This is a genomic window from Marinovum sp. 2_MG-2023 (assembly GCF_030548265.1).
GTDB lineage: Bacteria > Pseudomonadota > Alphaproteobacteria > Rhodobacterales > Rhodobacteraceae > Marinovum.
Window position 1 is genome coordinate 82,834 of the sequence record NZ_JAUOSD010000014.1, and the last position, 23,105, is coordinate 105,938.

The window sequence follows — 23,105 nt, forward strand, 5'->3', positions numbered from 1 at the left end:
GATACGGGAGGCCGGTAAAAATCCGTCGCGCAAAATGCCGTTCGCAACGGCAAGAGTTTGTGGGGCACGTTATATGTGCGTTCCCCAGAACGTCCGAACCGCACCACAACATAAAAAAGTCCGGGCAAACCCGGACCTTTTCGTTTCAAACATGCGCCGTGCCCGGGCTCAGCCCAACCCGGTTTCCGCGGCAATTTCCTTGCGCGATTTGCGGGCGCGTTCGGTGGCGGATTTCAACTGGCCACAGGCGGCCATGATGTCCTCGCCCCGGGGCGTCCGAATGGGCGAGGCATAGCCGGCATTGTGCACGATATCGGCAAACCGCCTGATCCGGTTGTTGGTCGAGCGTTCATAAGGCGAGCCGGGCCATTCGTTGAACGGGATCAGGTTGATCTTGGCCGGGATGCCCTTGATCAACGACACCAGACGGCGCGCGTCTTCATCGGTGTCGTTCACATCCTTCAGCATGACATATTCGAATGTGATGCGCTCGGAATTGGAAATCCGGGGATATTCCCGCAGGGTTTCCAACAGGGTTTCCAGGTTCCAGCGTTTGTTGATCGGCACCAGCTTGTTGCGGACCTCATCGGTGGTGGCGTGGAAACTGATCGCCAGCAGACAGCCAATTTCCTCGGCCGTGCGGGCAATTTCCGGCACAACGCCAGAGGTCGACAGCGTAATGCGGCGGCGCGACAGCTGGATACCTTCGGGGTCCATGGCGATTTTCATCGCATCGCGGACATTGTCGAAATTATAAAGCGGCTCACCCATGCCCATCAGCACGATGTTGCTCAGCAGGCGGGCCTCGTTCTTGGGCGCGCCCTTTTCCGGCCATTCGCCCAGATCGTCGCGCGCCAGCATCACCTGGCCGATGATTTCCCCGGCGGTCAGGTTGCGCACCAGTTTCTGGGTGCCGGTGTGGCAGAAGGAACAGGTCAGGGTACAGCCGACCTGAGACGAAATGCACAGCGTGCCCCGATCGGTTTCGGGAATATAGACCACCTCGACCTCATGCCCGCCGGCAATGCGGACCAGGTATTTGCGGGTGCCATCGCTGCTGACGTGTTTCGACACCACTTCGGGGATGTCGATGGTGAAATGCTCTTCCAGCTCAGCCCGGTATCCCTTGGCCAGGTTGGTCATCAGCGTGAAATCACGCACGCCCCATTGATAGATCCACTGCCAGATCTGACCGACCCGCATCTTGGCTTGCTTTTCCGGCGTGCCAATGGCAATCAGCGCGTCGCGCATGGCGTCGCGGGTCAGACCGACAAGATTGATCTTGCCGGTTTCGGGCATTTTTCGGGGGATGGTCAGGACATCCTGGGTAATGGGCGCACTCATGTCCGGCCTTTTGGTTTTTGACGAAGTGCCCCACATATAGCATTCGGCCGCGGAATCAAAAGGATTCCGGCGGTCGATGTCTTCTGTCGGTGCGCCTTTGCCGATCGGGCCCTGTAGGGCCGCGTTTCACAAGGGGTGCGTTTACCCGGCGCAGCGCTTTTCGGCGTCTTCGATCATCGCGGTGAAGCCAAGCAAGGAAAACGTGTCCTTGGTCTGGGTGCCGCGCGACGAACGTGCGGTCAAAACCGCGCTTGATCCCCGTTTCATCGCCGTGACGATTTTGGAATCATCCGACGGCGATGCCGCCCAGGCCCATTCGCCATCGGCAAACAGATCGAACTGGGTGCCGCCAATGTCCAGATTGACGGTGGACCCGCTGGCAAAGGGATAGCCGCCGGTAAATGTGATCTGCGGTGCGTTCACACCCGCCTCGGGGCGGAAGAATGCAAACAACAGAATGTCACCCCGGCGCACCGCAACGACACGGCCATCGCGGGTGTTGACGGTTTCCTTGGGGCGGGTCACGGCCCAGCATTCCTTTGGATCGCTTTCTGTGAAAACGCTCCAATCGGTCTGGGCGGCCACCCGGTTGGTGCTTTCTTGCTGTGCTGCGACATCGGATGCAATTGCCAATGCAAATACAGCAGCGATTGTGCGCGCCAAACGAATTTTCATGTGTACAGCCTCCAAGCTGTCCTGAGCCTCAATGTCATACCTTCCGCGTTGCCCCCTGTTTTTGATCGGGGGTTCGACGCGGCATTTCCTTCTCGACAAAAGCATAATAGCGTCAAAGGTGCGACGGGCGAAAGGCCTGTTGGCAGAAAATCGCCAATAGTTGAACGGTGTCTGATGAATTCTGAACCTTTGGAAAGCGCGGTGCCGCTGGTGGAAATCCGCCGTGGACCATTTCTGGAAAGCCTGCATTGCGGGCATTTGGTGATTTGCGGGCCGGGCGGTGACATCGTTTCGTCCTGGGGCAATCCCAATGTCACGGTGCTGGGGCGGTCCGCGATCAAGATGATTCAGGCGCTGCCCTTGCTGACCAGCGGCGCGGGGCGGGATCTGACCCCGCGGCATCTGGCCCTGGCCTGCGCCAGCCATCAGGGCGCGGCGATCCATACCGATCTGGCGCGCAGTTGGCTGGCTGATATGGATATGGACGAGACGGATCTGCGCTGCGGCGTGCAAATGCCGGATGATCGCGCGGCGCGTGAGGCGCTGATCAAATCGGACACGGCCCCCTGTCAAATCCACAACAATTGTTCCGGCAAACATTGCGGTTTTCTGATGCTGGGCCGACATCTGGATGCCGGGGCCGAATACACCGAGGCCGATCACCCGGTGCAACGCGCGGTGCTGGAGGCATTTGAAGCTGTGACCGGGGAAACCAGTGCCGGTTTTGGCGTTGATGGCTGTTCTGCGCCGAATTTCGCCTCCAGCCTGCATGGTTTGGCACGGGCCATGGCCTGGTTCGCCGGTGCGGCATCGCGCAGTGACACCATGGGGCAGGCGGCGACACGCCTGGTACAGGCCATGCGCAGCCACCCCGATTTGGTGGCCGGCGACCGGCGCGCCTGCACCGAACTGATGCAGGCCGCCCCACAGGCGGTGGTCAAAACCGGCGCAGATGGTGTGTTCACCGCGATTTTGCCGCAACAGGGTCTGGGCGTCGCGCTCAAGATCGCGGACGGCGCCACCCGCGCAAGCGAGGCGCTCATCGCACAGGTGTTGATCCGGTTAGGCGTTCTGGATGCGGACCATCCCGCCGCCTTGCGCCGGGTGAACCATGTAATCAAAAGTCGCCGAGGAATTGATGCGGGCCTGATCCGCTGTGTGGAGGGAATATAATGACAATCGAAGCTGTGGTTTTTGACATCGGCAATGTGCTGATCGAATGGCAACCGGAGCGGTATTATGATGCCCGTATCGGCCGGGCGCGCCGCGAACAATTGTTTGCCGAGGTGCCGCTGGAGGAGATGAACCTTGGCGTGGACCGTGGCGATGATTTCGCCCAGGCCGTCGCGGATTTGGCAAAATTGCATCCCGCGTGGGCCGCTGAAATCACCCTGTGGCATGATGATTGGATCGACATGGCCAGCCCCGCCATCGACCGGTCCGTGCGCAGTCTGCGCAGTCTGCGTTCCCGCGGCGTGCCGGTGTTCGCCTTGTCGAATTTCGGCCGGAAAACCTTTGAGATCGCCTGCCAGCATTATCCGTTCCTGTCGGAATTCGATACCCGCTACATTTCCGGCCACATGGGCACGATCAAACCCGAGCCGCTGATCTTTGAAATGCTGGAGACGACCTGCGGCGTGGCGCCAGAGGCGTTGTTGTTCACCGATGACCGGGCCGACAATATCGCAGCCGCACAGGCGCGCGGCTGGCAGGTGCATTTGTTTGAGGGGGCCGAAGGCTGGGCCGCACGGTTGGTGTCAGAGGGGCTGCTCAGCGCAGAAGAAGCGGCCTAGGCCGCGACCGCTGCGCTGCGGGTTTCCTTGATCGGCAAATGCACGATGGCGGAAAACGCGCCGACCCCGACCCCGATCCACCAGACCATGGTGTAATCGCCATACAGATCGTACATGCGCCCGCCCAGCCAGACCCCAAGGAAACTGCCCAGCTGGTGGCTGAAGAACACGATGCCGTAAAGCGTACCCATGTAGCGCAGCCCATAAAGATGCGCGACCAGACCAGAGGTCAACGGCACCGTGGCCAGCCACAGCGACCCCATCGCAACCGAAAACACCAAAACCGTCATCGGGGTGATCGGGAACAGGATAAACGCCCCCGCAACAATGGTGCGCGCGGTATAGATCCCGGCCAGCAGGTATTTCTTGGAATAGCGTTTGCCCAGCCATCCGGCCGTCAAAGTGCCGACAATATTGGCCAATCCAATCAGCGAAATCGCCCAGGCCCCCAGCGACGATGTGCTGGTGATGCCGATGGAATGCAACAGGCTGCCGGCCAAAATCGGTCCGCACATTTCGGTCACCAGCGCCGGGAAATGCGCGGTGATGAAGGCCAGCTGATACCCGCAAGAGAAGAAGCCCAGAAAAATCAGCGTATATGACGGGTCTCGGAAAGCACGTTTCAGGATCACACCCATGCTTTCCTCCAGCTCGGCCTTGCTGGCCGCCTGGGGTGCCCGCATCATTGGCAACGTCAGCAACGACGCCAGAATGACAGCGGCAAACACCAAAAACACATTCTGCCAGGACATCAGCCCCAAAAGATATTCCGCCATCGGTGCGCCAAACACCTGTCCGGCGCTGCCGGCCGCCGTGGCAATCGCCAGGCTCATCGAGCGGTTCTCATCCGAACTGGCGCGGCCCACCACCGCCAGGATCACCCCAAAACCGGTGCCGGCAATGCCAAACCCGACCAGAACTTCCAGCATCTGATGCGATTCCGGCGTTGTGGCCATCGACGACAACACCAAACCGGCGGCATAGATCACCCCGCCCAAAACGATCGCCACCCTGTCGCCAAGACGTTCGCCCACCATGCCGAACAACGGCTGGCCAATGCCCCAGGCCAGGTTCTGAATGGCGATGGCAAGGCTGAATTCCGCCCGCAGCCAGCCGAATTCCTCGGCTATCGGGATCTGAAACACACCGAAACTGGCCCGAACCGCGAAACTCAGCAGCATGATGAAACAGCCAACAATCAGAACGGGCGTGAAAAGCGGGGTCTTTTCCTGCATCGGGATCTCTTTCATTCGGGGTGGCAGATGCCACAATACCGCGGCCACATAAGTGTAAATAATTGATCTGAACGTGTGGTCAATTCAGCAATTGTGATGGGTACAATTCCCGATGGCGATGTGGATGGCCGGGTAGACAGATCAAATTTGCGGTGGGCTACACATTTCAAATTGGCCGGGCTATGTCGGGGCATGACCAGCTTGTCCGACATATATGCCGCCCGCATCGCCGCCGGTGACCTGCACCCCGACGCGGCCCAACAGGCCGTCCTGCCAGAGTTCGAGCGTATTCGCGCCGCCCTGGCACAGCCTGTGAAACGCGGATTGTTCCGCAAGGCCCCGAAACCGCCCAAGGGACTCTATCTGTGGGGCGGTGTCGGACGGGGCAAATCCATGCTGATGGATCTGTTTGTCGATGTGCTTCAGGATCAGGACATTGCGGTGCGCCGGGTGCATTTCCATGCCTTCATGCAGGACATCCACCGCGCCATGCACAAGGCCCGCCAGAACGGGGCCAAGGATACGCTGGAACCGGTGGCGCGTGATGTGGCCAAGGAGCTGCAATGTCTGGCGTTTGACGAAATGCAAATCACCGACATTACCGATGCGATGGTCGTGGGGCGGCTGTTTGAATTTCTGTTTGCCGCGGGTGTGGTGGTGGTCACCACCTCGAACCGGGTGCCGGATGATCTCTACAAGGACGGTTTGAACCGGCAATTGTTCCTGCCGTTCATTGATCAAATCAAGGATCACCTGGAGGTGCGGGAGCTGGCCTCGCCTCGCGATTACCGCCAGGACCGGCTGTCCGGTGTACAGGTATTTTTCACCCCCGCCGATGATCGCGCCCGCGATCAGATTGATCAGGTCTGGCAGCAATTGACCGGCGGACAGGGCGCCCCGCTGACCCTTATTGTCAACAAACGCGAGGTCGCGATCCCCGCCTTTCACAATGGCGTGGCGCGGGCGAAATTCTATGATCTCTGCGGGCGCGCCTTGGGGCCTGCCGATTATCTGGCGCTGGCAGATGCGGCGCGGGTGCTCCTGCTCGAAGACATCCCCCGCCTCAGCCGCAATAATTTCAACGAAGCCAAACGGTTTGTCACCCTGATTGATGCCCTCTACGAGGCCAAGGTCAAATTGATCGCTTCAGCGGCGGCAGAACCGGAAATGCTTTATATCGAAGGCTCAGGTGCCTTTGAGTTCGAACGCACCGCCTCGCGCCTGCGCGAGATGCAGGATGCCAACTGGGGCCGCGATAGCTAGGGTTTTGCGCTTGGGATCGGCTTTCATCTGACCAGAAATATCCCGGGGGCTTGGGGGCTGGCCCCCAATTTATCCTGTGTTTGGGGGCTGGCCCGCAACTGGTCCGGCGTTCGGCGGCTGGCCCACAGTTTACCCTGCCGTTCGGCAGCTGCCCCCCAATTGGCCCCCAATCCCGCCACCGCTCACAGCGGTTTGCCCGTCAACAACCGCGGCAAATCCCCGGTCAGCCCCGCAGCCTCGCGGATAAAGGTCCGGCGCAGCGTCGGGGCGGCGTTGACCAGCCCCATGCCAAGATCACGCAGACCACGCAGCAGGGCATTGTCGTTGGAAAACAGCCGGTTGAATGCATCTGTCGCCCCGGCCAGACTGGCGATGTCAAACCGCCGCCATTCCGCATAACGCGACAGGACCATCGGGCTGGCAATGTCTTCGCCCCGACGGGCGGCATCGGTCATCACCTCGGCAAGCGCCGCGATATCGCGGAAACCGGCGTTCAACCCCTGACCGGCAATGGGGTGGATGCCATGCGCGGCATCACCGACCAGCGCCAGCCGATCCGCAGTCAACCCACTGGCCAGTGACAGCGACAGGGGATAGGTGAACCGCGCCCCGGCAAGGGATATCTCCCCAAGGAAATCGCCGAACCGTGGGCGCAAAACCGAAAGATAGTCGGCGTCGGACAGGGCATTGATTGCGGCCGCCTGATCGTGGCTTTCGCTCCAGACAATCGAACTGCGGTTGCCGGTCAGCGGCAGGATCGCCAGCGGCCCGGGCGGCATGAAAAACTGATGGGCGCAGCCGTGATGCGGCTTTTCATGGGCAATGGCACAGACAAGCGCGGTCTGGCCATAATCCCACCCGGTCCTTGTGATGCCGGCGCGGCTGGCGGTGCCCGACCTGCGCCCATCACAGCCGATAATCAAACGACCCGTCACCGTCTGTCCACTGGCCAGCGTCACCTCGGCCCGCAGCATGTCACAGGATTGGGCCACCACCCTAGCGCCGGTCATATGGCGGATCAGCGGGTTTGCCGCCACTGCGTCAAGCAGGGTGCGGCGCAGATAGCGGTCTTCGACCATGAACCCCATCGGGCCTTCTTCGATCTCGTGGTGATCGAAGTGCAGGAAAAACGGCGACGGCCCTTCACCGGCCCGCCCGTCCGACACCTTGATGTCCAGCATCGGCTGTGCATTTGCCGCCAACGTGTCCCAAAGCCCCAGCGCCGTCAGCATCTGCTGTGACGCCAGCGCCAGCGCATAAGAGCGGCCATCAAAATTGTCGGACCGCTGGGTCGCGCTGTCGGCGGCATCAATCACCGTGGCGGTGAACCCGGCCTGCGCCGCCGCCAATGCCAGCAGGGGGCCATTCAACCCGCCGCCAATAATCAGAAGATCGCTGTCATATGTCATGGCGGCGAATATGACCCTGTTGGCGGGATTGTCCATATGACGGCTTGCCGCTACCGTGGCCCGCGACAGAATTTTGGCCCGGCTGAGGCCCAATGGGGAGTGTCAGGATGCAAGATTGGCTGTGGATGACGGCGGCGGAACTGGGCCAGGGGATCGGCGCCGGTGCAATTGACCCGGTGGCGCTGACCGAAGCCCACCTCGAGGCGATCGCGCAACATGAGCATGGCCCCACGACCTATGCCCGGGTGACGACGGACCGCGCCCGATCCGAGGCCGCCGCCGCAGCCGCCCGCGCAAAGGCCGGTCAGCGTCTGTCGATGCTGGACGGGGTGCCGATCAGCTGGAAAGACCTGTTTGACAGCGCCGGCACCGCCACGGAATCCGGATCGGCGTTGCTGGCCGGCCGGGTGCCGGACCATGATGCCGAGGTGCTGCGCAATGCCCGCGCCGCGGGTCTGGTCTGTTTGGGGAAAACCCACATGAGCGAGCTGGCCTTCAGCGGCCTGGGGCTGAACCCGATCACCGCAACCCCGCCCTGTGTCAATGGCGACGGCGCGGTGCCGGGCGGATCGTCGTCGGGGGCGGCGACATCGGTGGCCTATGGGTTGGCGGCAGCGGCGATTGGATCGGACACTGGCGGATCGGTGCGTATCCCGGCGGCCTGGAACGATTTGGTTGGCCTCAAAACCACCCATGGCCGGGTTTCAACGCGGGGCGTGGTGCCCTTGGTGGCCTCTTTTGACACGGTTGGCCCGCTGACCCGCACGGTCGAAGACGCCGGGTTGCTGCTGGCCGCGCTTGAGGGCCGGAAACCCGCTGATTTACGCGGTGCGACGTTGCAAGGGCGGCGGTTTGCGGTCCTGAAAACCGTGGCAATGGACGACCTGCGCGACGCACCCGGCGCGGCCTTTCAAAGCGCGCTTGACCGGCTGCGCAACGCGGGCGCCCTGGTAGAGACAATCGAAATCCCTGAACTGGCCGAGGCGATGGACCTGTCCGCAGTCCTGTTCTCGCCAGAGGCCTATGCCACCTGGAAAGACGTGATCGAAGCCGCCCCGGACAAGATGTTTCCCCGCATTCTCGAACGGTTTCGCAGCGGCGCGAGCTTTGATGCGCCGGATGTCATGGCGGCCTGGCAAAAGCTGCACCGTTGCCGCGCGGCCTGGAACAGGGCCGTGGCCGGATATGATGCCGTGCTGACGCCGACGGCGGCAAATCTGCCGCCGGATATGGAACGTTTGCTGACGGATGACGCCTATTATGTGACCGAAAACCTGTTGACGCTGCGCAACACCCGGATTGGCAACTTGATGGGGGGCTGCGGGCTGACCCTGCCCACCGGGGTGCCGTCCTGTGGCCTTCAGATGCTTGCGCCCCCGATGAACGAGGCCCGTCTGCTGCGTCTTGGGGTGGCGGCCGAATCAGCGCTGGCCTGAGGTCAAAATGACGCAAGGGAAGGTCGGCGTTTTGCGGTCAATATGTGCCCAAATGCCACAAACCCTTTTCCCTGCGCGCGTTTTGCTGGACGGCGGCGGGGCTGTGAACTACCCTGAGGGGTAATCGGGGCGAAAACGACCCCGTATCCGAGGCAGTAAAAAGCAGTAACCCCATGTTCCCCGAGCGGTTTTCGAACCTACCGGCCTATGCATTCCCGCGCCTTCGCGCGCTGTTGGACCCGCATCCGCCCGCACCGGCGTTTGCGGAGGATGTGTTGCATATGACCATCGGCGAGCCGAAACATGCCTTTCCGGACTTTGTCGGCGACATTCTGGCCCGGAACATCGCAGGTTTCGGAAAATATCCGCCAAACGACGGCACCCCAGAGCTGAGATGCGCAATCGCCGATTGGGGCAAACGGCGCTATGGTGTGACGCTTGATCCCGAAACCCAGGTGATGGCGGCCAATGGCACGCGCGAGGCGCTGTATAATCTGGCCATGGCGCTGTGCCCGGAAACCAAAAACGGTCAACAGCCGATCATTCTGACCCCGAACCCGTTTTATCAGGTCTACATGATCGGGGCCTTGTCCGTCGGGGCGCAGCCGGTCTTTGTGCCGGCCACGGCGGAAACCGGGCATCTTCCGGATTATGCCGGGCTGCCGGCGGATGTGCTGAACCGGGTGGCGATGGTCTATATCTGTTCGCCGGCCAATCCCCAGGGCGCAATTGCATCGCGTGACTATTGGCGGGACTTGATTGCGCTGAGCGAGCGTTACGATTTCCGCATTGTCGCGGATGAATGTTATTCCGAAATTTACCGCGACACCGCCCCAACCGGGGTGCTGGAGGTCGCAGCAGAGCTGGGCACAGACCCGGAACGGGTGGTGCTGGTCAATTCGCTGTCGAAACGGTCGAACCTGCCGGGGTTGCGGTCCGGATTTATCGCCGGTGGCCCCAAGAGCATCGCGCGGGTCAAACAATTGCGCGCCTATGCCGGTGCGCCGCTGCCGCTGCCGATTCAACAGGTCAGCGAACAGGTCTGGGCGGATGAGGCGCATGTGGTGGCAAACCGCGCGCTGTATCAGGCAAAATATGATGTCGCGGACGAAATTTTTTCCGATGTGCCCGGATATGCCGGGCCAGAGGCCGGGTTTTTCCTTTGGCTGCCGGTGGCCGACGGCGAAGCGGCGGCCCTGAAGGCCTGGCAGGACACGGGCGTTCGGGTGTTGCCCGGTGCCTATCTGTCGCGTGACGTGGCCGGGGCCAACCCTGGCAAAGAATACATCCGGGTCGCAATGGTGGCCCCAATAAATGACATGCGACGCGGGTTGATCCGCCTGCGCGACTGTCTGTACGAGGTGAGGTGACAATGGCGTTTCAAGCTCGCGGACGTGATCCGCTACTCGATAGCAATACCCAGGCAGCGGTGGAAAAACGCGGCAAGGAGCTTATTGGCATTGTGCTTATCCTCTTGGGGCTGGCGGCGGCGGCGATGATAGCGTCGTATACCCCGGATGATCCCAGCTGGATGTCCGCCACCGATGCGCCGGTCCAGAACTGGATGGGGCGCGCCGGGGCGTCGATTGCCGCACCATTGTTCATGATTGTGGGCTGGGGCGCTTGGGGCGTCGCGGTATCGCTTTTGGCCTGGGGGTTCCGTTTTGCCCTGCATATCGGCTCAGAGCGGGCGATGAGCCGCGCGGTTTTCGCGCCAATCGCCATTGCGCTGGCGGCGGTTTATGCGGCGACGCTGGTGCCGGGGCCGGGGTGGTCGCATGCCTTTGGTCTGGGCGGGTTGTTTGGTGACACCGTTTTGGGCTCGATTCTGACCGCGATGCCGGTCGGCTCGTCGCTGGTGGTCAAATTGGCGTCGCTGATCATGGGCCTGGCCATTCTTGCAGTCGGGGCCTTTGTGCTTGGCTTCACCCTGCCAGAGGTGCGCCGGATCGGGCGTTTCCTGTTGGTGGGTATGATCATGGCCTATGCGATGATCCTGAACCTTCTGGGGCGTGGGGCCGCCGGGGCGGTTTGGGCCGCAAAAGGTGTCCAGACGCAACAGGCCGAACGCCGTGCGCGCCGCGAAGAAGATCGCCGCCAGGCCGAGGAATGGGCAGCCCAGCAGGTGATCGAAACCGATACCGCAGCCCAGATCCCCCAAGCCGCGCCCATTGCCGCGCAAACCTATGTGCCGCCCGTCCCGGAAGAGGTGCCCCCGCACAGCCAACCGGAAAAACCCGGTCTCTTGGCGCGGATGCCTTCGCTTATCCGGCGGGCCGAACCGGTGCCCGAAGAAATGCCGTCGCCCGAGCTGATCGAAAGCTATGGCCCCGGTGTCGACGTTGAAATGCCGGGCGATGATCGGATCAAGGCCAAGATCACTTCGGTGATCAAGGATCGGGTGCGCCGCCATCCAGAGGTGCAGATTGAATCTGTCGCCCCCCTGACCAAAGGTCGCGGTCGTGGCCCCGATCCGTTGATTTTCCGCAATGAACCGCGGGTGGCACCGGGAGAGCCGTTCAAATCGGAACCACCGTTGACCGCGGCCCATGCCCCTGCGCATCCCCCGGCACAGGCGGCCATGCCCGCCCAGACCGCCCAAACCGCGCAGCCAGATCACCATCACCAACCGGCCCAGTCTCCGGCCCAGACACAGGCACCATCTGCCCCCCGGGTGACCCGCCCGGTGTCCGCTCCGATGGCGGCCCCCGTTGCTGCCCCTGCTGTTGCCGCCCCTGCTGTTGCCGCTGCTGCCGCCACCGGCCAGGAGGCCGCCGCGCACTCGGCCCGCATGGCCGTTCCCGCAGCACCGGCCGCACCGCAACCGGCACCGCAACAGCCCGCCCAACCGGAAACCGATCCCTGGCAGATCGACCCGGATTACGATGATGATGCATCGGGATTTGTTGCGCCGGAAGACGATGAATGGGCGGTGACCGAACCGGCCACGCCACATGCCCCCGCTGCCCAGCCGCCGTTGCGCGCCGCACCGGCACAAGTCAAAAAAGTGGTACAGCAACCGATCCGCAAACCCACCCCGATGTCCCGCCGGGCCAAGGCCGAAGCGCAGCCGGAATTGGGTTTTGTGGAGCAATCCCAGGTGGAATACGAACTGCCGCCGCTGGCGCTTCTGGGCGATCCTTCGCAGATCGAACGCCATGTGTTGTCCGATGAAGCCTTGGAAGAAAACGCCCGGATGCTGGAATCCGTGCTGGATGACTATGGCGTCAAAGGCGAAATCGTTTCGGTTCGCCCCGGTCCCGTCGTCACCATGTACGAGCTGGAGCCCGCGCCGGGTTTGAAAGCGTCGCGTGTGATCGGTCTGGCCGATGACATCGCGCGCTCGATGTCGGCGCTGTCTGCGCGGGTTTCGACCGTGCCGGGCCGCAGCGTGATCGGTATCGAACTGCCGAACGAAAAACGCGAAATGGTGTCCTTCCGCGAAATCCTGTCTGGCCGCGATTACGGCGATGGCAACCGCGCGCTGCCCTTGGCGCTGGGCAAGAATATCGGCGGCGAGCCGGTGGTGGCCAATCTGGCCAAGATGCCCCACCTTCTGATCGCCGGGACCACCGGGTCGGGTAAATCGGTGGCGATCAACACCATGATCCTGTCGCTGCTCTACAAACTGTCGCCTGATGATCTGCGCCTTGTGATGATCGACCCGAAAATGCTGGAACTGTCGGTCTATGACGGCATTCCGCATCTTCTGTCGCCGGTTGTGACCGACCCGAAAAAGGCGGTTGTTGCGCTGAAATGGGTCGTCGGCGAGATGGAAGAACGCTATCGCAAGATGTCGAAAATGGGCGTCCGCAATATCGACGGCTATAATTCCCGCGTGAACGATGCATTGGCCAAGGGCGAAATGTTCAGCCGCACGGTGCAGACCGGGTTTGACGATGACACCGGCGAACCAGTGTTCGAGACCGAGGAAACCCAACCCGAGAAAATGCCCTTTATCGTCGTGATCGTCGACGAGATGGCCGATCTGATGATGGTCGCGGGCAAGGAAATCGAGGCCTGCATCCAACGCCTTGCGCAAATGGCGCGGGCGAGCGGCATTCACCTGATCATGGCGACACAGCGGCCCTCGGTCGATGTCATCACCGGCACGATCAAGGCGAACTTCCCGACCCGGATCTCGTTTCAGGTCACCTCGAAAATCGACAGCCGCACCATCCTTGGGGAACAGGGCGCAGAGCAGCTTCTGGGCATGGGCGACATGCTCTATATGGCCGGCGGATCGAAGATCGTGCGTTGCCACGGCCCGTTCTGTTCGGATGAGGAAGTCGAAGAAATCGTCAATCACCTCAAGGCCTTCGGCCCGCCCGCCTATGTCGGTGGCGTGGTGTCGGGACCAGATGATGACAAGGCCGAAAACATCGACGCGGTGCTGGGCCTGAATACCGGCGGCAACACCGGCGGCGAAGATGCGCTCTATGATCAGGCGGTGGCGATTGTCATCAAGGACCGCAAATGTTCCACGTCTTATATCCAGCGCAAACTGGCCATCGGCTATAACAAAGCCGCGCGATTGGTCGAACAGATGGAAGACGAAAACGTCGTCTCCTCGGCCAACCATGTCGGCAAACGTGAAATTCTGGTGCCGGAACAATAAACCAACCGCCGCTCTGCATACCCGTGCAGAGCGGCGTTTTCAGCTGATCAGCTACGCCTGTCTCAGATCGACTGGGCTGCGGGATCGTCGGCTTTGCCATGGGCGTCCTGCGCCCGGATCAACGCGGCTTTTACTTTTGGCAGATGCCGTTCCACATATTGCACAAGCTCGGATTGAAGCTTTTCCAATCCGTTTTCTGCATCGCTCAGACTGTCTGTCGTCAACAAATTCTGACGCCAATAATGTTTCACGCTTTTGGTAAAAGGTTTGTGGCGATACTGGCCAATCTCGTTAAAAGCTTCGATCAATTTGGGTCTGAATATCTGTTCGCCATGACCCGGCCCAATACAGAAGCAGACAGTAATGGCATCCTCTTGTGTATCGGCACATAATTCCACGGCCATTTGGCTGCCGGAATCTATCCAGCCACGGTCCCCATCGGAAAGCGCCGGGTATGTTTTGCCAAATTCCGGGAATGTGAAGCGATACCAACGCGCGCCCCAGGATGAATCGGCAACAATCGACAGACCAAGTGCCGCGCTCATGTCATGGGCAATCTGCGGTTGCGCATTTGCAAAGTCATGCATCAAATCGTTCAACGGGTCAGGTTCATGCGCGATCAGGTATTCCAGGACTTCGCGATGCTCCGCCCAGATTGATTCAATTGCCGCTTTCAGCGTCTTGTCGATCGGTCCGTCGGCCATGCCGTGCCTCCGCATCATGGATTGATAGTCGCGCAACAATTCAAGACTTTTTCCCGCAATGGTGTTTTCGGCCAAAGCCTTGTCAATGCTGGCGAAAAAGCTTGTGAAGGACAGGGCGGCCCATTTGGTTTCTCCGTCTGTCGTGGCGGCCCGGCCATCCGGGGTGAGAAAGCAAAACAGCCGCTCCCAATCTGTCGCCGGATATCGCAGGGCGACCTTTTCTTCGTAATCGACCAATTGGTCGTTGCGTTCCACGGCATCGACCTTCAATTCGACCGCAATCACAATGCCCTTTGTGCCGCTGCGTGGAATTTCGATGAGCAGGTCAATATGGTCGCGCTCTCGATAGACACGCGCCGGCGCCAGCGATGTCCCATTCTGCGCCAGTTTCAACTGCGCGCCTCTGTCCCCGGATTTGTCGCACAGCAATTGGAAGAACGTCCGAAGGATAAGATCACCCATCTCATGCGGGCGTCCGGGGTCCATGATATAGGACAGGAAATTTGAATGCCTGATCTCTTGCCGTGCCATGCCAATTGCCTCAAACGGGCAAAAATGTCTGACATGTCTTGCAACCAGATCCAACTGCGATGCGCCGGCGCCGTCGAATAGATCCGAAATCTTCTGATGCAGATCTCCGTGGCGCTCATTCATTCGGGAAATCTTTCGTTCTGAAATTCCCCGGCACTCAATAATAAATGCGGAAGGCGGTCAAGGCATCGATCATGCAGGCACTTTGCGCTCCTGCAATGTCACGTTTCGCGGAGAATTGCTGATGGGGCTTGCCGGTTCGGCATGTCACGCCGATATTATGTCTCCCGGGGGTGGCACTGCCCCCAGCCACAACAACGGACACATGAGCAGACATATGACGATGATCCGAATTCTGGCCGCCGCTCTTGTCACTGGCCTGCTGGCCTTGCCCGCAAGCGCCGACAAATTGTCCCTGGCAGAGGTTTCGACCTATCTGAACACCTTGCAGCGTGCAAAAGGTGATTTCACCCAGATCAACGATGATGGCTCTATCTCGACCGGCACGATTTCGATCCGCCGCCCCGGCATGATGCGGTTTGACTACAATCCGCCGGCCCAGGCGCTGGTGCTGGCCTCTGGCGGTGAGGTGGCGATTTTTGATCGCAAGACCAAACGCCCGCCGGATCGTTACCCGGTCACCAACACGCCGTTGAACGTCATTCTGGCCAAAACCGTAGATCTGACACAGGCCAACATGGTGACGGGGCATACCTATGACGGCACCGCGACCACCGTGCGCGCCCATGATCCCAAACGCCCGGAAATCGGCACGATTGATCTGGTGTTCACCGCCGATCCAATACAGCTGCGCCAATGGGTGATTCAGGATGATGGCGGCGGGCGCACGACCGTGATTCTCGGCGATCTCGATGAATCCGCCAGCGTGCCGCATACGATCTTTTCGATCATTGCCGAGATCGAAAAACTGCGCCGTTAAAGCCCGGTTTGATCCAGAACCTCGGCCAGGATCGGCGCCAGCCGTTCCGCCCAGGCGCGTTGCGTGGCCTCTTCTGCAATCAGATCGTTGCGCAGCTCGATCAGGATATTCGGCAACCCCGTCGCCAGCGCATGACGTTCAATACTGTCGCCGGGCAGATGGCCGGAATAGGGCACATTGCCATCAACGCAAAGATCGGGCTCTTGGTGCAGGCGCTCGATCAGCGGCAAGGCCAACCTGTCGTCATGGGCGTATAGAATGCCGATATGCCAGGGGCGGGGCGGGCGTGCCTGAAGCTGCGGCGTAAAGGAATGCACCGCACAGATCACCCGGTCCGGTCTTTGCGCCACCAGATCATCATATGCCGCATGATAGGGCCGATGATATGCGATCAACCGGCGCTCGACCTCGGCCGCATCGGCATGGCGATTGGCGGGGATGATGGTGCCGTCATAAAGCTTCATCAACAGGGTCGGGTCGTCTTCGCCCCGGTTCGGGTCGATCACCAGCCGGGAAAAATTGGCGAACAGCGCCGGACCGTTCAAAAGCTCCGCCAAATGGCGGCTGACCCCCATCGCGCCGGGGTCAAATGCGATGTGGCGCCGCATATCCGCCGGGTCCATTCCCAGATCGCCCCCATTTACCGCAGGTGGGACTACATTTGTCGCGTGATCGCAGGTTACCAGCCAGCGACCGGGTCTTTCCGGGCCGTCGATCCAATAAGGGTGGAAGCTCATGTCATCTCTTCGTAATGTGATACAGCGATATGTAGCGTGCCTCGCGCTTGTCTGCGAGGCCGAAGTGGTGCATAGAGCGGGTGTAATTCGTTAGCGATAACATCGCTGCTGCCTGCACGATGTATCAGCCAACTACGAAAGGGCCGATGCGCCATGAAACGTGACCGTAAAGTTAAAATCGTAGCCACCCTTGGACCTGCGTCCAATACATATGACATGATCCGCAAGCTGCACGAGGCCGGAGCCGATGTTTTCCGGCTGAATATGAGCCACGGCAGCCATGAAGAGATCGCCGAACGCCACAAGATCATTCGTCAGATCGAAAAAGATCTGGACAGCCCGATTGCCATTCTGGCCGACCTTCAGGGCCCGAAACTGCGCGTTGGCACCTTTGCCGATGGCCCGCAGGACCTGGTTCAGGGCGCGGCATTCCGGCTTGATCTTGATCCGACGCCGGGCGACGTCAACCGGGTTTGCCTGCCGCATGTCGAAATTTTTGCCGCGCTGGAAGTGGGATCGCACCTGCTGGTCAACGATGGCAAGATCCGTTTGAAAGTCAGCAAATGCGGCAAGGATTTTGCCGATTGCACCGTGGTGACCGGCGGGATGATTTCCGACCGCAAAGGCGTGAACGTGCCGGACGTGGTGCTGCCGCTGGCGGCTCTGTCGGAAAAGGACCGCAAGGATCTGGAATTCGTGTGCGAATTGGGTGTGGACTGGCTCGCGCTGTCCTTTGTCCAGCGCGCGCGCGACGTTTGGGAAGCACGGGATCTGGCCAATGGCCGGGCCGCTCTGATTTCCAAGATCGAAAAACCGACCGCTGTGGCGGATTTCGACGAAATCCTTGATGCCTCGGACGGAATCATGGTGGCGCGCGGCGATCTGGGCGTGGAACTGCCGGTGCAGAACGTGCCGCCGATCCAGAAACGTCTGGTGCGCAAATGCCGCGCAGCCGCCAAGCCGGTGATCGTGGCCACGCAGATGCTGGAAAGCATGATCGAAAGCCCGATGCCCACCCGCGCCGAAGTGTCGGATGTGTCCAACGCCATCTATGAAGGCGCCGATGCCATCATGCTGAGCGCGGAATCGGCCGCCGGTGATTATCCGATCGAAGCCGTGACAACCATGGACAACGTCGCGATCGAGGTCGAAAGCGACCCGACCTATACCGATGTGATCGAAGCCAGCCGCAAGGCCGAACGCCACTCCGTCGCTGACGGGATCGTGGCCGCCGCGCGCGAAATCGCCGAAACCACCAACGTCAAGGCGATCTGCTGCTTCACCTCCTCCGGCACCACCGCGGCGCTGGTGGCGCGGGAACGGCCCCGCGTGCCGATCATCGCCATGACCAACCGGTTGGGCACAGCGCGGCGCATGACGCTGACCTGGGGATGTCTCTGCGTCAAGACCGGCGATATGGAGCGGTTCAAGCAGGCGGTGGTCAATGCCGCCCGTGCGGCACGTGCCAGCGGGCTTGCTTCGGAAACAGATCAAATTGTGGTCACTGCGGGTGTGCCGTTCAATGTTTCGGGTACAACCAATATCTTGCGCGTTGCCCCCTGTGATGAACGTTTGATTTTCAACACCGATCCAGAGTAACTTTCCCGCAATTCGAAGGGAACGTTCCATGGATACAGATCTGGCCTTGGTCATTGGCAGTTTCATTGCGATTTTGGCCGTGCCATCGATCATCTCGGCCCTCAGCGACGGTCGCGCCCCGCGCGCGGCTGCCATTGCGGTGCTGGTCGGCGGCGGGCTGATCGTTTTTGCGATCACCGGCAATCCCGGCGGTTATACCGTGGATCAATTGCCAGAAGTGTTTTACCGGGTGGTCGGTCGGTTCATCTGATCGCCAACACTCCGGGCGCATTGAACAGATGTTTAATGTGGCATGATCAAAGCGGCGCTGGCCTGTCGGTCGGCGCCGTTGCCTTTTCTACCCCGCTCGCCCCACCGGGGGCGGTCAATTTCCGAAACAGCCGCATTTGCGCTTGGCAATCGTGCCAAGCCGAACTATACGGCGCTTTCCATCGCGCGGCCGGCCGAAGTGGCATGCCGAGTCGTGCGCAAAATTTCCGAACCAAAGGAGACCGAAATGCCCAAGATGAAGACAAAGTCGAGCTGCAAAAAGCGGTTCAAAGTGACAGCCAAGGGCAAGATCAAGGCTGGCCAGGCGGGCAAACGCCACGGCATGATCAAGCGTTCCACCAAATTCATCCGCGATGCACGCGGCACCACCGTCCTCTGCGAGGCGGATGCCAAGATCATTCGCCCGATGATGCCCTATTCGCGCTGAGGAGACCTGACATATGGCACGCGTAAAAGGTGGGACAGTTACCCACGCCCGTCACAAGAAAGTCACCAAAGCCGCGAAAGGTTATTACGGTCGCCGTAAGAATACCTTCAAGGTTGCACGCCAGGCCGTCGACAAGGCCAACCAATACGCCACACGTGACCGCAAGGCACGCAAGCGTTCGTTCCGCGCGCTGTGGATCCAACGGATCAACGCCGCTGTACGCGCCTATGATGAGACGCTGACATATTCGCGCTTCATCAATGGTCTGGCCCTGGCCGGGATCGAAGTGGACCGCAAGGTTCTGGCCGATCTGGCCGTGCATGAACCCGAAGCGTTCAACGCCATTGCCGCCCAGGCAAAAGGCGCGCTTCCAGCCTGAGGCTGAGAGCACCATAAAAGTTTGCAAGGCCGTCCCGTTTCGGGGCGGCCTTTTGCGTTTCGGGGTGAACATTCCGGATTGCGGCCAGTCACGGCCATTGCTGGTCTTGCACAGCCAAAGCCATGGGTTTACTTGGGGCGGAATGCCGAAATCACCTCTGGGGGTCAGAAATGGACGATCTGCGCGACAAGTATATTCAGCTGATTGCCGATGCCGGTGACGAGGCCGCCCTGGAAGGGCTGCGGGTTCAGGCCGTGGGCAAAAAAGGCGAAATCAGCCTGCAAATGCGCGGCTTGGGCAAGATGACCCCGGAAGAGCGCCAGGTGATGGGCCCGAAGCTGAATGCGCTGAAGGACGAAATCAATTCCGCCCTTGCCGCCCGCAAGGCGGCGCTGGGGGATGCCGCTTTGGAAGAGCGGCTGCGCGGCGAATGGCTGGACGTGACATTGCCCGCACGCGATCGGCGTCAGGGGACCATCCACCCGATCAGCCAGACCCGCGAAGAGGTCACCGCGATTTTTGCCGAGCTGGGCTTTTCGGTGGCCGAAGGGCCGCAGATTGACAGCGATTGGTATAACTTCGACGCGCTGAATATTCCCGGTCACCACCCGGCGCGGGCCGAGATGGATACATTCTATATGCACCGTGCAGCCGGCGACAATCGCCCGCCGCATGTGCTGCGCACCCACACCTCGCCGGTGCAGATCCGCACCATGGAAAAAGAAGGCGCACCGATCCGCATCATCGCGCCGGGCCGCGTCTATCGCGCCGATTACGACCAGACCCATACCCCGATGTTCCATCAGGTCGAGGGGCTGGCGATTGACCGCGATATTTCCATGGCGCAACTGAAATGGACGTTGGAAGAATTCCTGCGGTCGTTCTTCGAGGTCGAAGCCGTGGAGCTGCGGTTCCGGGCGTCGCATTTTCCCTTCACCGAACCCTCGGCAGAGGTCGACATCCGCTGCTCCTGGGAGGGCGGTCAGTTGAAAGTCGGCGAAGGTGACGATTGGTTGGAAATCCTCGGCTCTGGCATGGTGCACCCCAATGTGCTGAAGGCCGGCGGGATTGATCCCGATGTCTGGCAGGGGTTTGCCTTTGGCATTGGCATCGACCGGATTGCGATGCTGAAATACGGCATCCCCGATTTGCGGGCGTTTTTCGACAGCGATCTGCGGTGGCTGCGTCACTATGGTTTTGCCGCATTGGAGCAGCCGAACCTGCATGGTGGCTTGAGCCGCTAAGCCAGCCCGGCCAGACTATGGCGTCGCAATCGGGGGCGAGGTGATCGGGCGCAGATGGGTTTCGTCCCGCCTGCGCGGGCCGACAGGTTGGGGGCCAGCCCCCAAACCCCCGGGATATTTATGGTCAGATGAAGATCCCGCTGTGGCGGCTTTCGATCTAATTGGGAGCTTGCGCTTTGGCGGTGCGCACAGCGCGTTCCAGTGCATCCAGAAACCGGGATCGGTCTGATTTCGAGAACGGTTTGCCGCCGCCCTGACGAAATGGATCTGCGGCCCGCAGATCGGACATCAGGTCGCGCATCGCTAGTTGCTGGCCGATATTGGCTTCGGTGAAGGTCTCCCCCGAATGGCGCAGCACCTGCGCGCCGCTGGCGACGCATTTGGCGGCCAAAGGGATGTCGCCGGTCACCACCACATCGCCCGGTCCGGCACGGTCGGCGATCCACATATCCGCCACATCCGGGCCATCCGCGACAATCACCAGCTCGACAAAGGGATTGCGCGAGGGCCGCAGCCCGCCGTTGGCCACCAGATACATCTGCAATTTGTGGCGGGTTGCGACCTTTTCCGCTTCGTCCTTGACCGGGCAGGCGTCGGCGTCGATGTACAGCGCCATGTGATCAGCGCCGCAAGGCATCAGCATGAAAGGCGACATGGTCTTTCATGAAAGAGGCCACGAAGAAGTAGCTGTGATCGTAGTGCTTTTGCAGCCGCAACACATGTTCGACCCGTTGATCCACCATGGCTTTGGCCAGGGCTTCGGTTTTCAGCAGGTCGCCGAATTGATCCTCGGTGCCAGTGTCGATCAGCACCGGCACGTCAATGCCGTCTTCGCGCATCAGGCGGCTGGCATCATGTGCCTCCCAATCGGCATGTTCGCCGAGATAGGCCGTGAATTGTTTGCAGCCCCAATCGCTGTCAGAGGGGTTGCAGATCGGCGAGAAGGCCGACACGCTGGAGAAGCGGCCGGGATATTTCATCGCCAGCGTCAGCGCGCCATGCCCGCCCATGGAATGGCCGGTGATGGATTGCCGGTCTTCGTCCAGCGGGAAATTGGCGAACAACACACGGGGCAGTTCGTCCATGACGTAGCTTTCCATTTGAAAGTGATCGACCCAGGGCGCTTCGGTGGCATCGACATAAAATCCCGCGCCCTGACCAAGATCATAGGCCGCGTCATTGGCGACATCCGCACCACGTGGCGAAGTATCGGGAAACACCATCGCGACGCCCTGTTCTGCGCACCAGGCCTGGGCACCGGCCTTGGTCATGGCGTTTTCATGGGTGCAGGTCAGCCCGGACAAGAACCAGATCACGGGCACGGGGCCGTCTGCGGCCTGGGGCGGCAGGAAAAGGGCAAAGGTCATGTCGCAATTACAGACCTCTGACAGATGGCTGGCGACAATCTGGCGGCCGCCAAAGGCGCGGTTTTCGGATGTGATTTCCATGATGACAAGCCTTTTTTTCGTTGTCCCGCCGGGAGCCTCCGGCGGGGATATTTAAGAACAGAAGAAGACCCAGGCTCTGGGCAAGTCAAGCCTTGGACCTCAGACGCCGGTGATCCAGGCGATGACATAGGGCAGGGTGAGGATCGAAGCAGCGGTTGAAAACAGGATGGCCGCAGAGACACGTTGCGGGGCGACGCCGTAATGTTGTGCCAGGATATAGACATTGCCCGCCACCGGCAGCGCCGCGGCAGAGACGATGATGGTGGCGGTGAAGGCATCCACCGGAAAGAGCACCAGCGCGGCCAGCGCCACGGCGGCGGGGTGCAACACCAGTTTGCAGAAGCTGAGATAGCCGGCAATGGTGACCCGTTCCGCCGATTTCGACGCCAGCGAGGCGCCGATCGCAAACAGCGCGCCGGGGGTGGAGGCCCCGCCAAGTATGACCACGAATTCATTTGCGGGCTCTGGCAACGGCATCCCGGTCGAGGCCCAGGATAGGCCCAGCACCATCGACACGATCATCGGGTTTTTCACCAGCCCCAGACCCACGGTGCGCAACACGCCCAGAGACATGCGGCCATCGCGTGCGCCGGTGATCAGGATCACGATCAGCGAGGAAAACACAATCAGGTCGACCGAAAGCACCAGCATCACCGGGCCGATTGCGTCTTCGCCGAACAGTAAGACAAACATCGGCACACCAAGGAAGCCGGTGTTGCCGATCACGGCGCATTGCGCCTCGACCGCGGTTTGTTCGATGCCGATCCGGCGGACCAGGCCGATGACGGTCGCCACCACATAGATCGCCGCCGTGCCGGTCAGATAGGCTAGCACCAATTGGCTGTCCCAGACCTCGGCCAGTGACAGGTTGGCGGAAAAGCGGAACAACATCGCCGACAAGGCGAAGTAGAAGACAAATTTGGTGAGATAGGCGGTGGCCTCGGCCGAAAAAAACCGTGTGCGCGCCGCCCCATAGCCAAGGGCGATGATGGCAAAGAACGGCAGTGTTTTAAGAAAGATCGCCAGCATGACCCACCGATAGCATCTTGGGGG

21 protein-coding genes are annotated in these 23,105 nt (G+C 60.7%); 12 read left to right on the forward strand and 9 right to left on the reverse strand.

Annotated features, from left to right (window positions below):
• Positions 1–168 precede the first annotated feature (168 nt).
• Both rlmN and Q4577_RS15835 read right to left on the reverse strand, forming a co-directional pair.
• Positions 169–1,344 (reverse strand): 23S rRNA (adenine(2503)-C(2))-methyltransferase RlmN, encoded by a 1,176-nt coding sequence (gene rlmN, locus Q4577_RS15830; RefSeq protein WP_303470736.1) that lies wholly within the window; start codon positions 1,342–1,344, stop codon positions 169–171.
• 141 nt (positions 1,345–1,485) lie between these two features.
• Entirely contained in the window at positions 1,486–2,019 is a 534-nt protein-coding gene (locus tag Q4577_RS15835) for an invasion associated locus B family protein (RefSeq protein ID WP_244684977.1), read from the reverse strand.
• 174 nt (positions 2,020–2,193) lie between these two features.
• Between Q4577_RS15835 and Q4577_RS15840 the strand changes: the two genes are divergently transcribed.
• Both Q4577_RS15840 and Q4577_RS15845 read left to right on the forward strand, forming a co-directional pair.
• Positions 2,194–3,192, forward strand: coding sequence for an asparaginase (locus tag Q4577_RS15840; protein ID WP_303470740.1), 999 nt, complete (start codon positions 2,194–2,196; stop codon positions 3,190–3,192).
• Positions 3,192–3,812: an HAD family phosphatase gene (locus Q4577_RS15845; protein ID WP_303470743.1), complete on the forward strand. Its 621-nt coding sequence runs from the start codon at positions 3,192–3,194 to the stop codon at positions 3,810–3,812. Before Q4577_RS15840 ends, Q4577_RS15845 begins: the two co-directional genes overlap by 1 nt.
• Here the strand turns inward: Q4577_RS15845 and Q4577_RS15850 are convergent.
• The gene (locus tag Q4577_RS15850; protein ID WP_244684985.1) at positions 3,809–5,047 is read right to left on the reverse strand and encodes an MFS transporter; all 1,239 of its coding nucleotides are present in this window, start codon (positions 5,045–5,047) and stop codon (positions 3,809–3,811) included. The genes Q4577_RS15845 and Q4577_RS15850 overlap by 4 nt on opposite strands.
• A 192-nt stretch (positions 5,048–5,239) precedes the next feature.
• Between Q4577_RS15850 and zapE the strand changes: the two genes are divergently transcribed.
• Entirely contained in the window at positions 5,240–6,310 is a 1,071-nt protein-coding gene (gene zapE / locus Q4577_RS15855; RefSeq protein ID WP_303470746.1) for a cell division protein ZapE, read from the forward strand.
• Positions 6,311–6,492: 182 nt separating this feature from the next.
• Here zapE and Q4577_RS15860 read toward each other — a convergent pair whose 3' ends face one another.
• On the reverse strand, positions 6,493–7,755 hold the full coding sequence (locus Q4577_RS15860) for an FAD-dependent monooxygenase (protein ID WP_303470749.1): 1,263 nt from the start codon (positions 7,753–7,755) through the stop codon (positions 6,493–6,495).
• A gap of 71 nt (positions 7,756–7,826) precedes the next feature.
• Here Q4577_RS15860 and Q4577_RS15865 point away from each other — a divergent pair, with 71 nt between their 5' ends.
• From Q4577_RS15865 to Q4577_RS15875, 3 genes are all read left to right on the forward strand, one after another.
• A complete protein-coding gene (locus Q4577_RS15865; protein WP_303470751.1) occupies positions 7,827–9,155 on the forward strand; it encodes an amidase in 1,329 nt (442 codons plus the stop codon).
• 173 nt (positions 9,156–9,328) lie between these two features.
• The gene (locus Q4577_RS15870) at positions 9,329–10,525 is read left to right on the forward strand and encodes an aminotransferase class I/II-fold pyridoxal phosphate-dependent enzyme (protein WP_303470753.1); all 1,197 of its coding nucleotides are present in this window, start codon (positions 9,329–9,331) and stop codon (positions 10,523–10,525) included.
• Positions 10,526–10,527: 2 nt separating this feature from the next.
• Positions 10,528–13,773, forward strand: a complete 3,246-nt coding sequence (locus Q4577_RS15875) for a DNA translocase FtsK (RefSeq protein ID WP_303470755.1) — start codon at positions 10,528–10,530, stop codon at positions 13,771–13,773.
• 62 nt (positions 13,774–13,835) lie between these two features.
• Here the strand turns inward: Q4577_RS15875 and Q4577_RS15880 are convergent, their stop codons facing one another.
• Positions 13,836–15,131, reverse strand: coding sequence for a PD-(D/E)XK nuclease family protein (locus Q4577_RS15880; protein WP_303470757.1), 1,296 nt, complete (start codon positions 15,129–15,131; stop codon positions 13,836–13,838).
• 214 nt (positions 15,132–15,345) lie between these two features.
• On the opposite strand from Q4577_RS15880, the gene Q4577_RS15885 reads away from it, so the two are divergent.
• Positions 15,346–15,948 carry an outer membrane lipoprotein carrier protein LolA gene (locus Q4577_RS15885; protein WP_303470759.1) on the forward strand — a complete coding sequence of 201 codons (603 nt, stop codon included), beginning with the start codon at positions 15,346–15,348 and terminating at the stop codon, positions 15,946–15,948.
• On the opposite strand, the gene Q4577_RS15890 is transcribed toward Q4577_RS15885, so the two are convergent.
• A complete protein-coding gene (locus tag Q4577_RS15890; RefSeq protein WP_244685020.1) occupies positions 15,945–16,685 on the reverse strand; it encodes an N-formylglutamate amidohydrolase in 741 nt (246 codons plus the stop codon). The genes Q4577_RS15885 and Q4577_RS15890 overlap by 4 nt on opposite strands.
• Before the next feature lie 153 nt (positions 16,686–16,838).
• Between Q4577_RS15890 and pyk the strand changes: the two genes are divergently transcribed.
• The 5 genes from pyk (at position 16,839) to pheS (ending at position 20,604) form a co-directional block, all read left to right on the forward strand.
• On the forward strand, positions 16,839–18,284 hold the full coding sequence (gene pyk, locus Q4577_RS15895; protein WP_244685022.1) for a pyruvate kinase: 1,446 nt from the start codon (positions 16,839–16,841) through the stop codon (positions 18,282–18,284).
• Between the two features lie 28 nt (positions 18,285–18,312).
• Positions 18,313–18,534, forward strand: coding sequence for a hypothetical protein (locus Q4577_RS15900; RefSeq protein ID WP_303470763.1), 222 nt, complete (start codon positions 18,313–18,315; stop codon positions 18,532–18,534).
• 246 nt (positions 18,535–18,780) lie between these two features.
• Complete coding sequence (rpmI, locus tag Q4577_RS15905) at positions 18,781–18,981, forward strand: 50S ribosomal protein L35 (protein ID WP_244685027.1); 201 nt, start codon at positions 18,781–18,783, stop codon at positions 18,979–18,981.
• 13 nt (positions 18,982–18,994) lie between these two features.
• On the forward strand, positions 18,995–19,360 hold the full coding sequence (gene rplT, locus Q4577_RS15910) for a 50S ribosomal protein L20 (protein ID WP_244685036.1): 366 nt from the start codon (positions 18,995–18,997) through the stop codon (positions 19,358–19,360).
• 170 nt (positions 19,361–19,530) lie between these two features.
• Positions 19,531–20,604 (forward strand): phenylalanine--tRNA ligase subunit alpha, encoded by a 1,074-nt coding sequence (gene pheS, locus Q4577_RS15915; protein WP_303470766.1) that lies wholly within the window; start codon positions 19,531–19,533, stop codon positions 20,602–20,604.
• A gap of 157 nt (positions 20,605–20,761) precedes the next feature.
• Here pheS and Q4577_RS15920 read toward each other — a convergent pair whose 3' ends face one another.
• The 3 genes from Q4577_RS15920 to Q4577_RS15930 form a co-directional block, all read right to left on the reverse strand.
• The gene (locus Q4577_RS15920) at positions 20,762–21,220 is read right to left on the reverse strand and encodes a YaiI/YqxD family protein (protein WP_303470768.1); all 459 of its coding nucleotides are present in this window, start codon (positions 21,218–21,220) and stop codon (positions 20,762–20,764) included.
• A gap of 4 nt (positions 21,221–21,224) precedes the next feature.
• Positions 21,225–22,052, reverse strand: a complete 828-nt coding sequence (fghA, locus tag Q4577_RS15925; RefSeq protein ID WP_303470770.1) for an S-formylglutathione hydrolase — start codon at positions 22,050–22,052, stop codon at positions 21,225–21,227.
• Between the two features lie 99 nt (positions 22,053–22,151).
• A complete protein-coding gene (locus Q4577_RS15930; RefSeq protein WP_303470772.1) occupies positions 22,152–23,081 on the reverse strand; it encodes an AEC family transporter in 930 nt (309 codons plus the stop codon).
• Between the last annotated feature and the right edge of the window lie 24 nt (positions 23,082–23,105).

Coding starts and splice junctions, on each gene's coding strand:
- rlmN (WP_303470736.1), bottom strand. CDS start 1,344: ATGAGTGCGCCCATTACCCAGGATGTCCTGACCATCCCCCGAAAAATG.
- zapE (WP_303470746.1), top strand. CDS start 5,240: ATGACCAGCTTGTCCGACATATATGCCGCCCGCATCGCCGCCGGTGAC.
- Q4577_RS15880 (WP_303470757.1), bottom strand. CDS start 15,131: ATGAATGAGCGCCACGGAGATCTGCATCAGAAGATTTCGGATCTATTC.
- Q4577_RS15850 (WP_244684985.1), bottom strand. CDS start 5,047: ATGCAGGAAAAGACCCCGCTTTTCACGCCCGTTCTGATTGTTGGCTGT.
- Q4577_RS15875 (WP_303470755.1), top strand. CDS start 10,528: ATGGCGTTTCAAGCTCGCGGACGTGATCCGCTACTCGATAGCAATACC.
- pyk (WP_244685022.1), top strand. CDS start 16,839: ATGAAACGTGACCGTAAAGTTAAAATCGTAGCCACCCTTGGACCTGCG.
- Q4577_RS15835 (WP_244684977.1), bottom strand. CDS start 2,019: ATGAAAATTCGTTTGGCGCGCACAATCGCTGCTGTATTTGCATTGGCA.
- rplT (WP_244685036.1), top strand. CDS start 18,995: ATGGCACGCGTAAAAGGTGGGACAGTTACCCACGCCCGTCACAAGAAA.
- pheS (WP_303470766.1), top strand. CDS start 19,531: ATGGACGATCTGCGCGACAAGTATATTCAGCTGATTGCCGATGCCGGT.
- Q4577_RS15865 (WP_303470751.1), top strand. CDS start 7,827: ATGCAAGATTGGCTGTGGATGACGGCGGCGGAACTGGGCCAGGGGATC.
- Q4577_RS15845 (WP_303470743.1), top strand. CDS start 3,192: ATGACAATCGAAGCTGTGGTTTTTGACATCGGCAATGTGCTGATCGAA.
- Q4577_RS15860 (WP_303470749.1), bottom strand. CDS start 7,755: ATGGACAATCCCGCCAACAGGGTCATATTCGCCGCCATGACATATGAC.
- Q4577_RS15930 (WP_303470772.1), bottom strand. CDS start 23,081: ATGCTGGCGATCTTTCTTAAAACACTGCCGTTCTTTGCCATCATCGCC.
- Q4577_RS15900 (WP_303470763.1), top strand. CDS start 18,313: ATGGATACAGATCTGGCCTTGGTCATTGGCAGTTTCATTGCGATTTTG.
- Q4577_RS15885 (WP_303470759.1), top strand. CDS start 15,346: ATGACGATGATCCGAATTCTGGCCGCCGCTCTTGTCACTGGCCTGCTG.
- fghA (WP_303470770.1), bottom strand. CDS start 22,052: ATGGAAATCACATCCGAAAACCGCGCCTTTGGCGGCCGCCAGATTGTC.
- rpmI (WP_244685027.1), top strand. CDS start 18,781: ATGCCCAAGATGAAGACAAAGTCGAGCTGCAAAAAGCGGTTCAAAGTG.
- Q4577_RS15870 (WP_303470753.1), top strand. CDS start 9,329: ATGTTCCCCGAGCGGTTTTCGAACCTACCGGCCTATGCATTCCCGCGC.
- Q4577_RS15840 (WP_303470740.1), top strand. CDS start 2,194: ATGAATTCTGAACCTTTGGAAAGCGCGGTGCCGCTGGTGGAAATCCGC.
- Q4577_RS15890 (WP_244685020.1), bottom strand. CDS start 16,685: ATGAGCTTCCACCCTTATTGGATCGACGGCCCGGAAAGACCCGGTCGC.
- Q4577_RS15920 (WP_303470768.1), bottom strand. CDS start 21,220: ATGGCGCTGTACATCGACGCCGACGCCTGCCCGGTCAAGGACGAAGCG.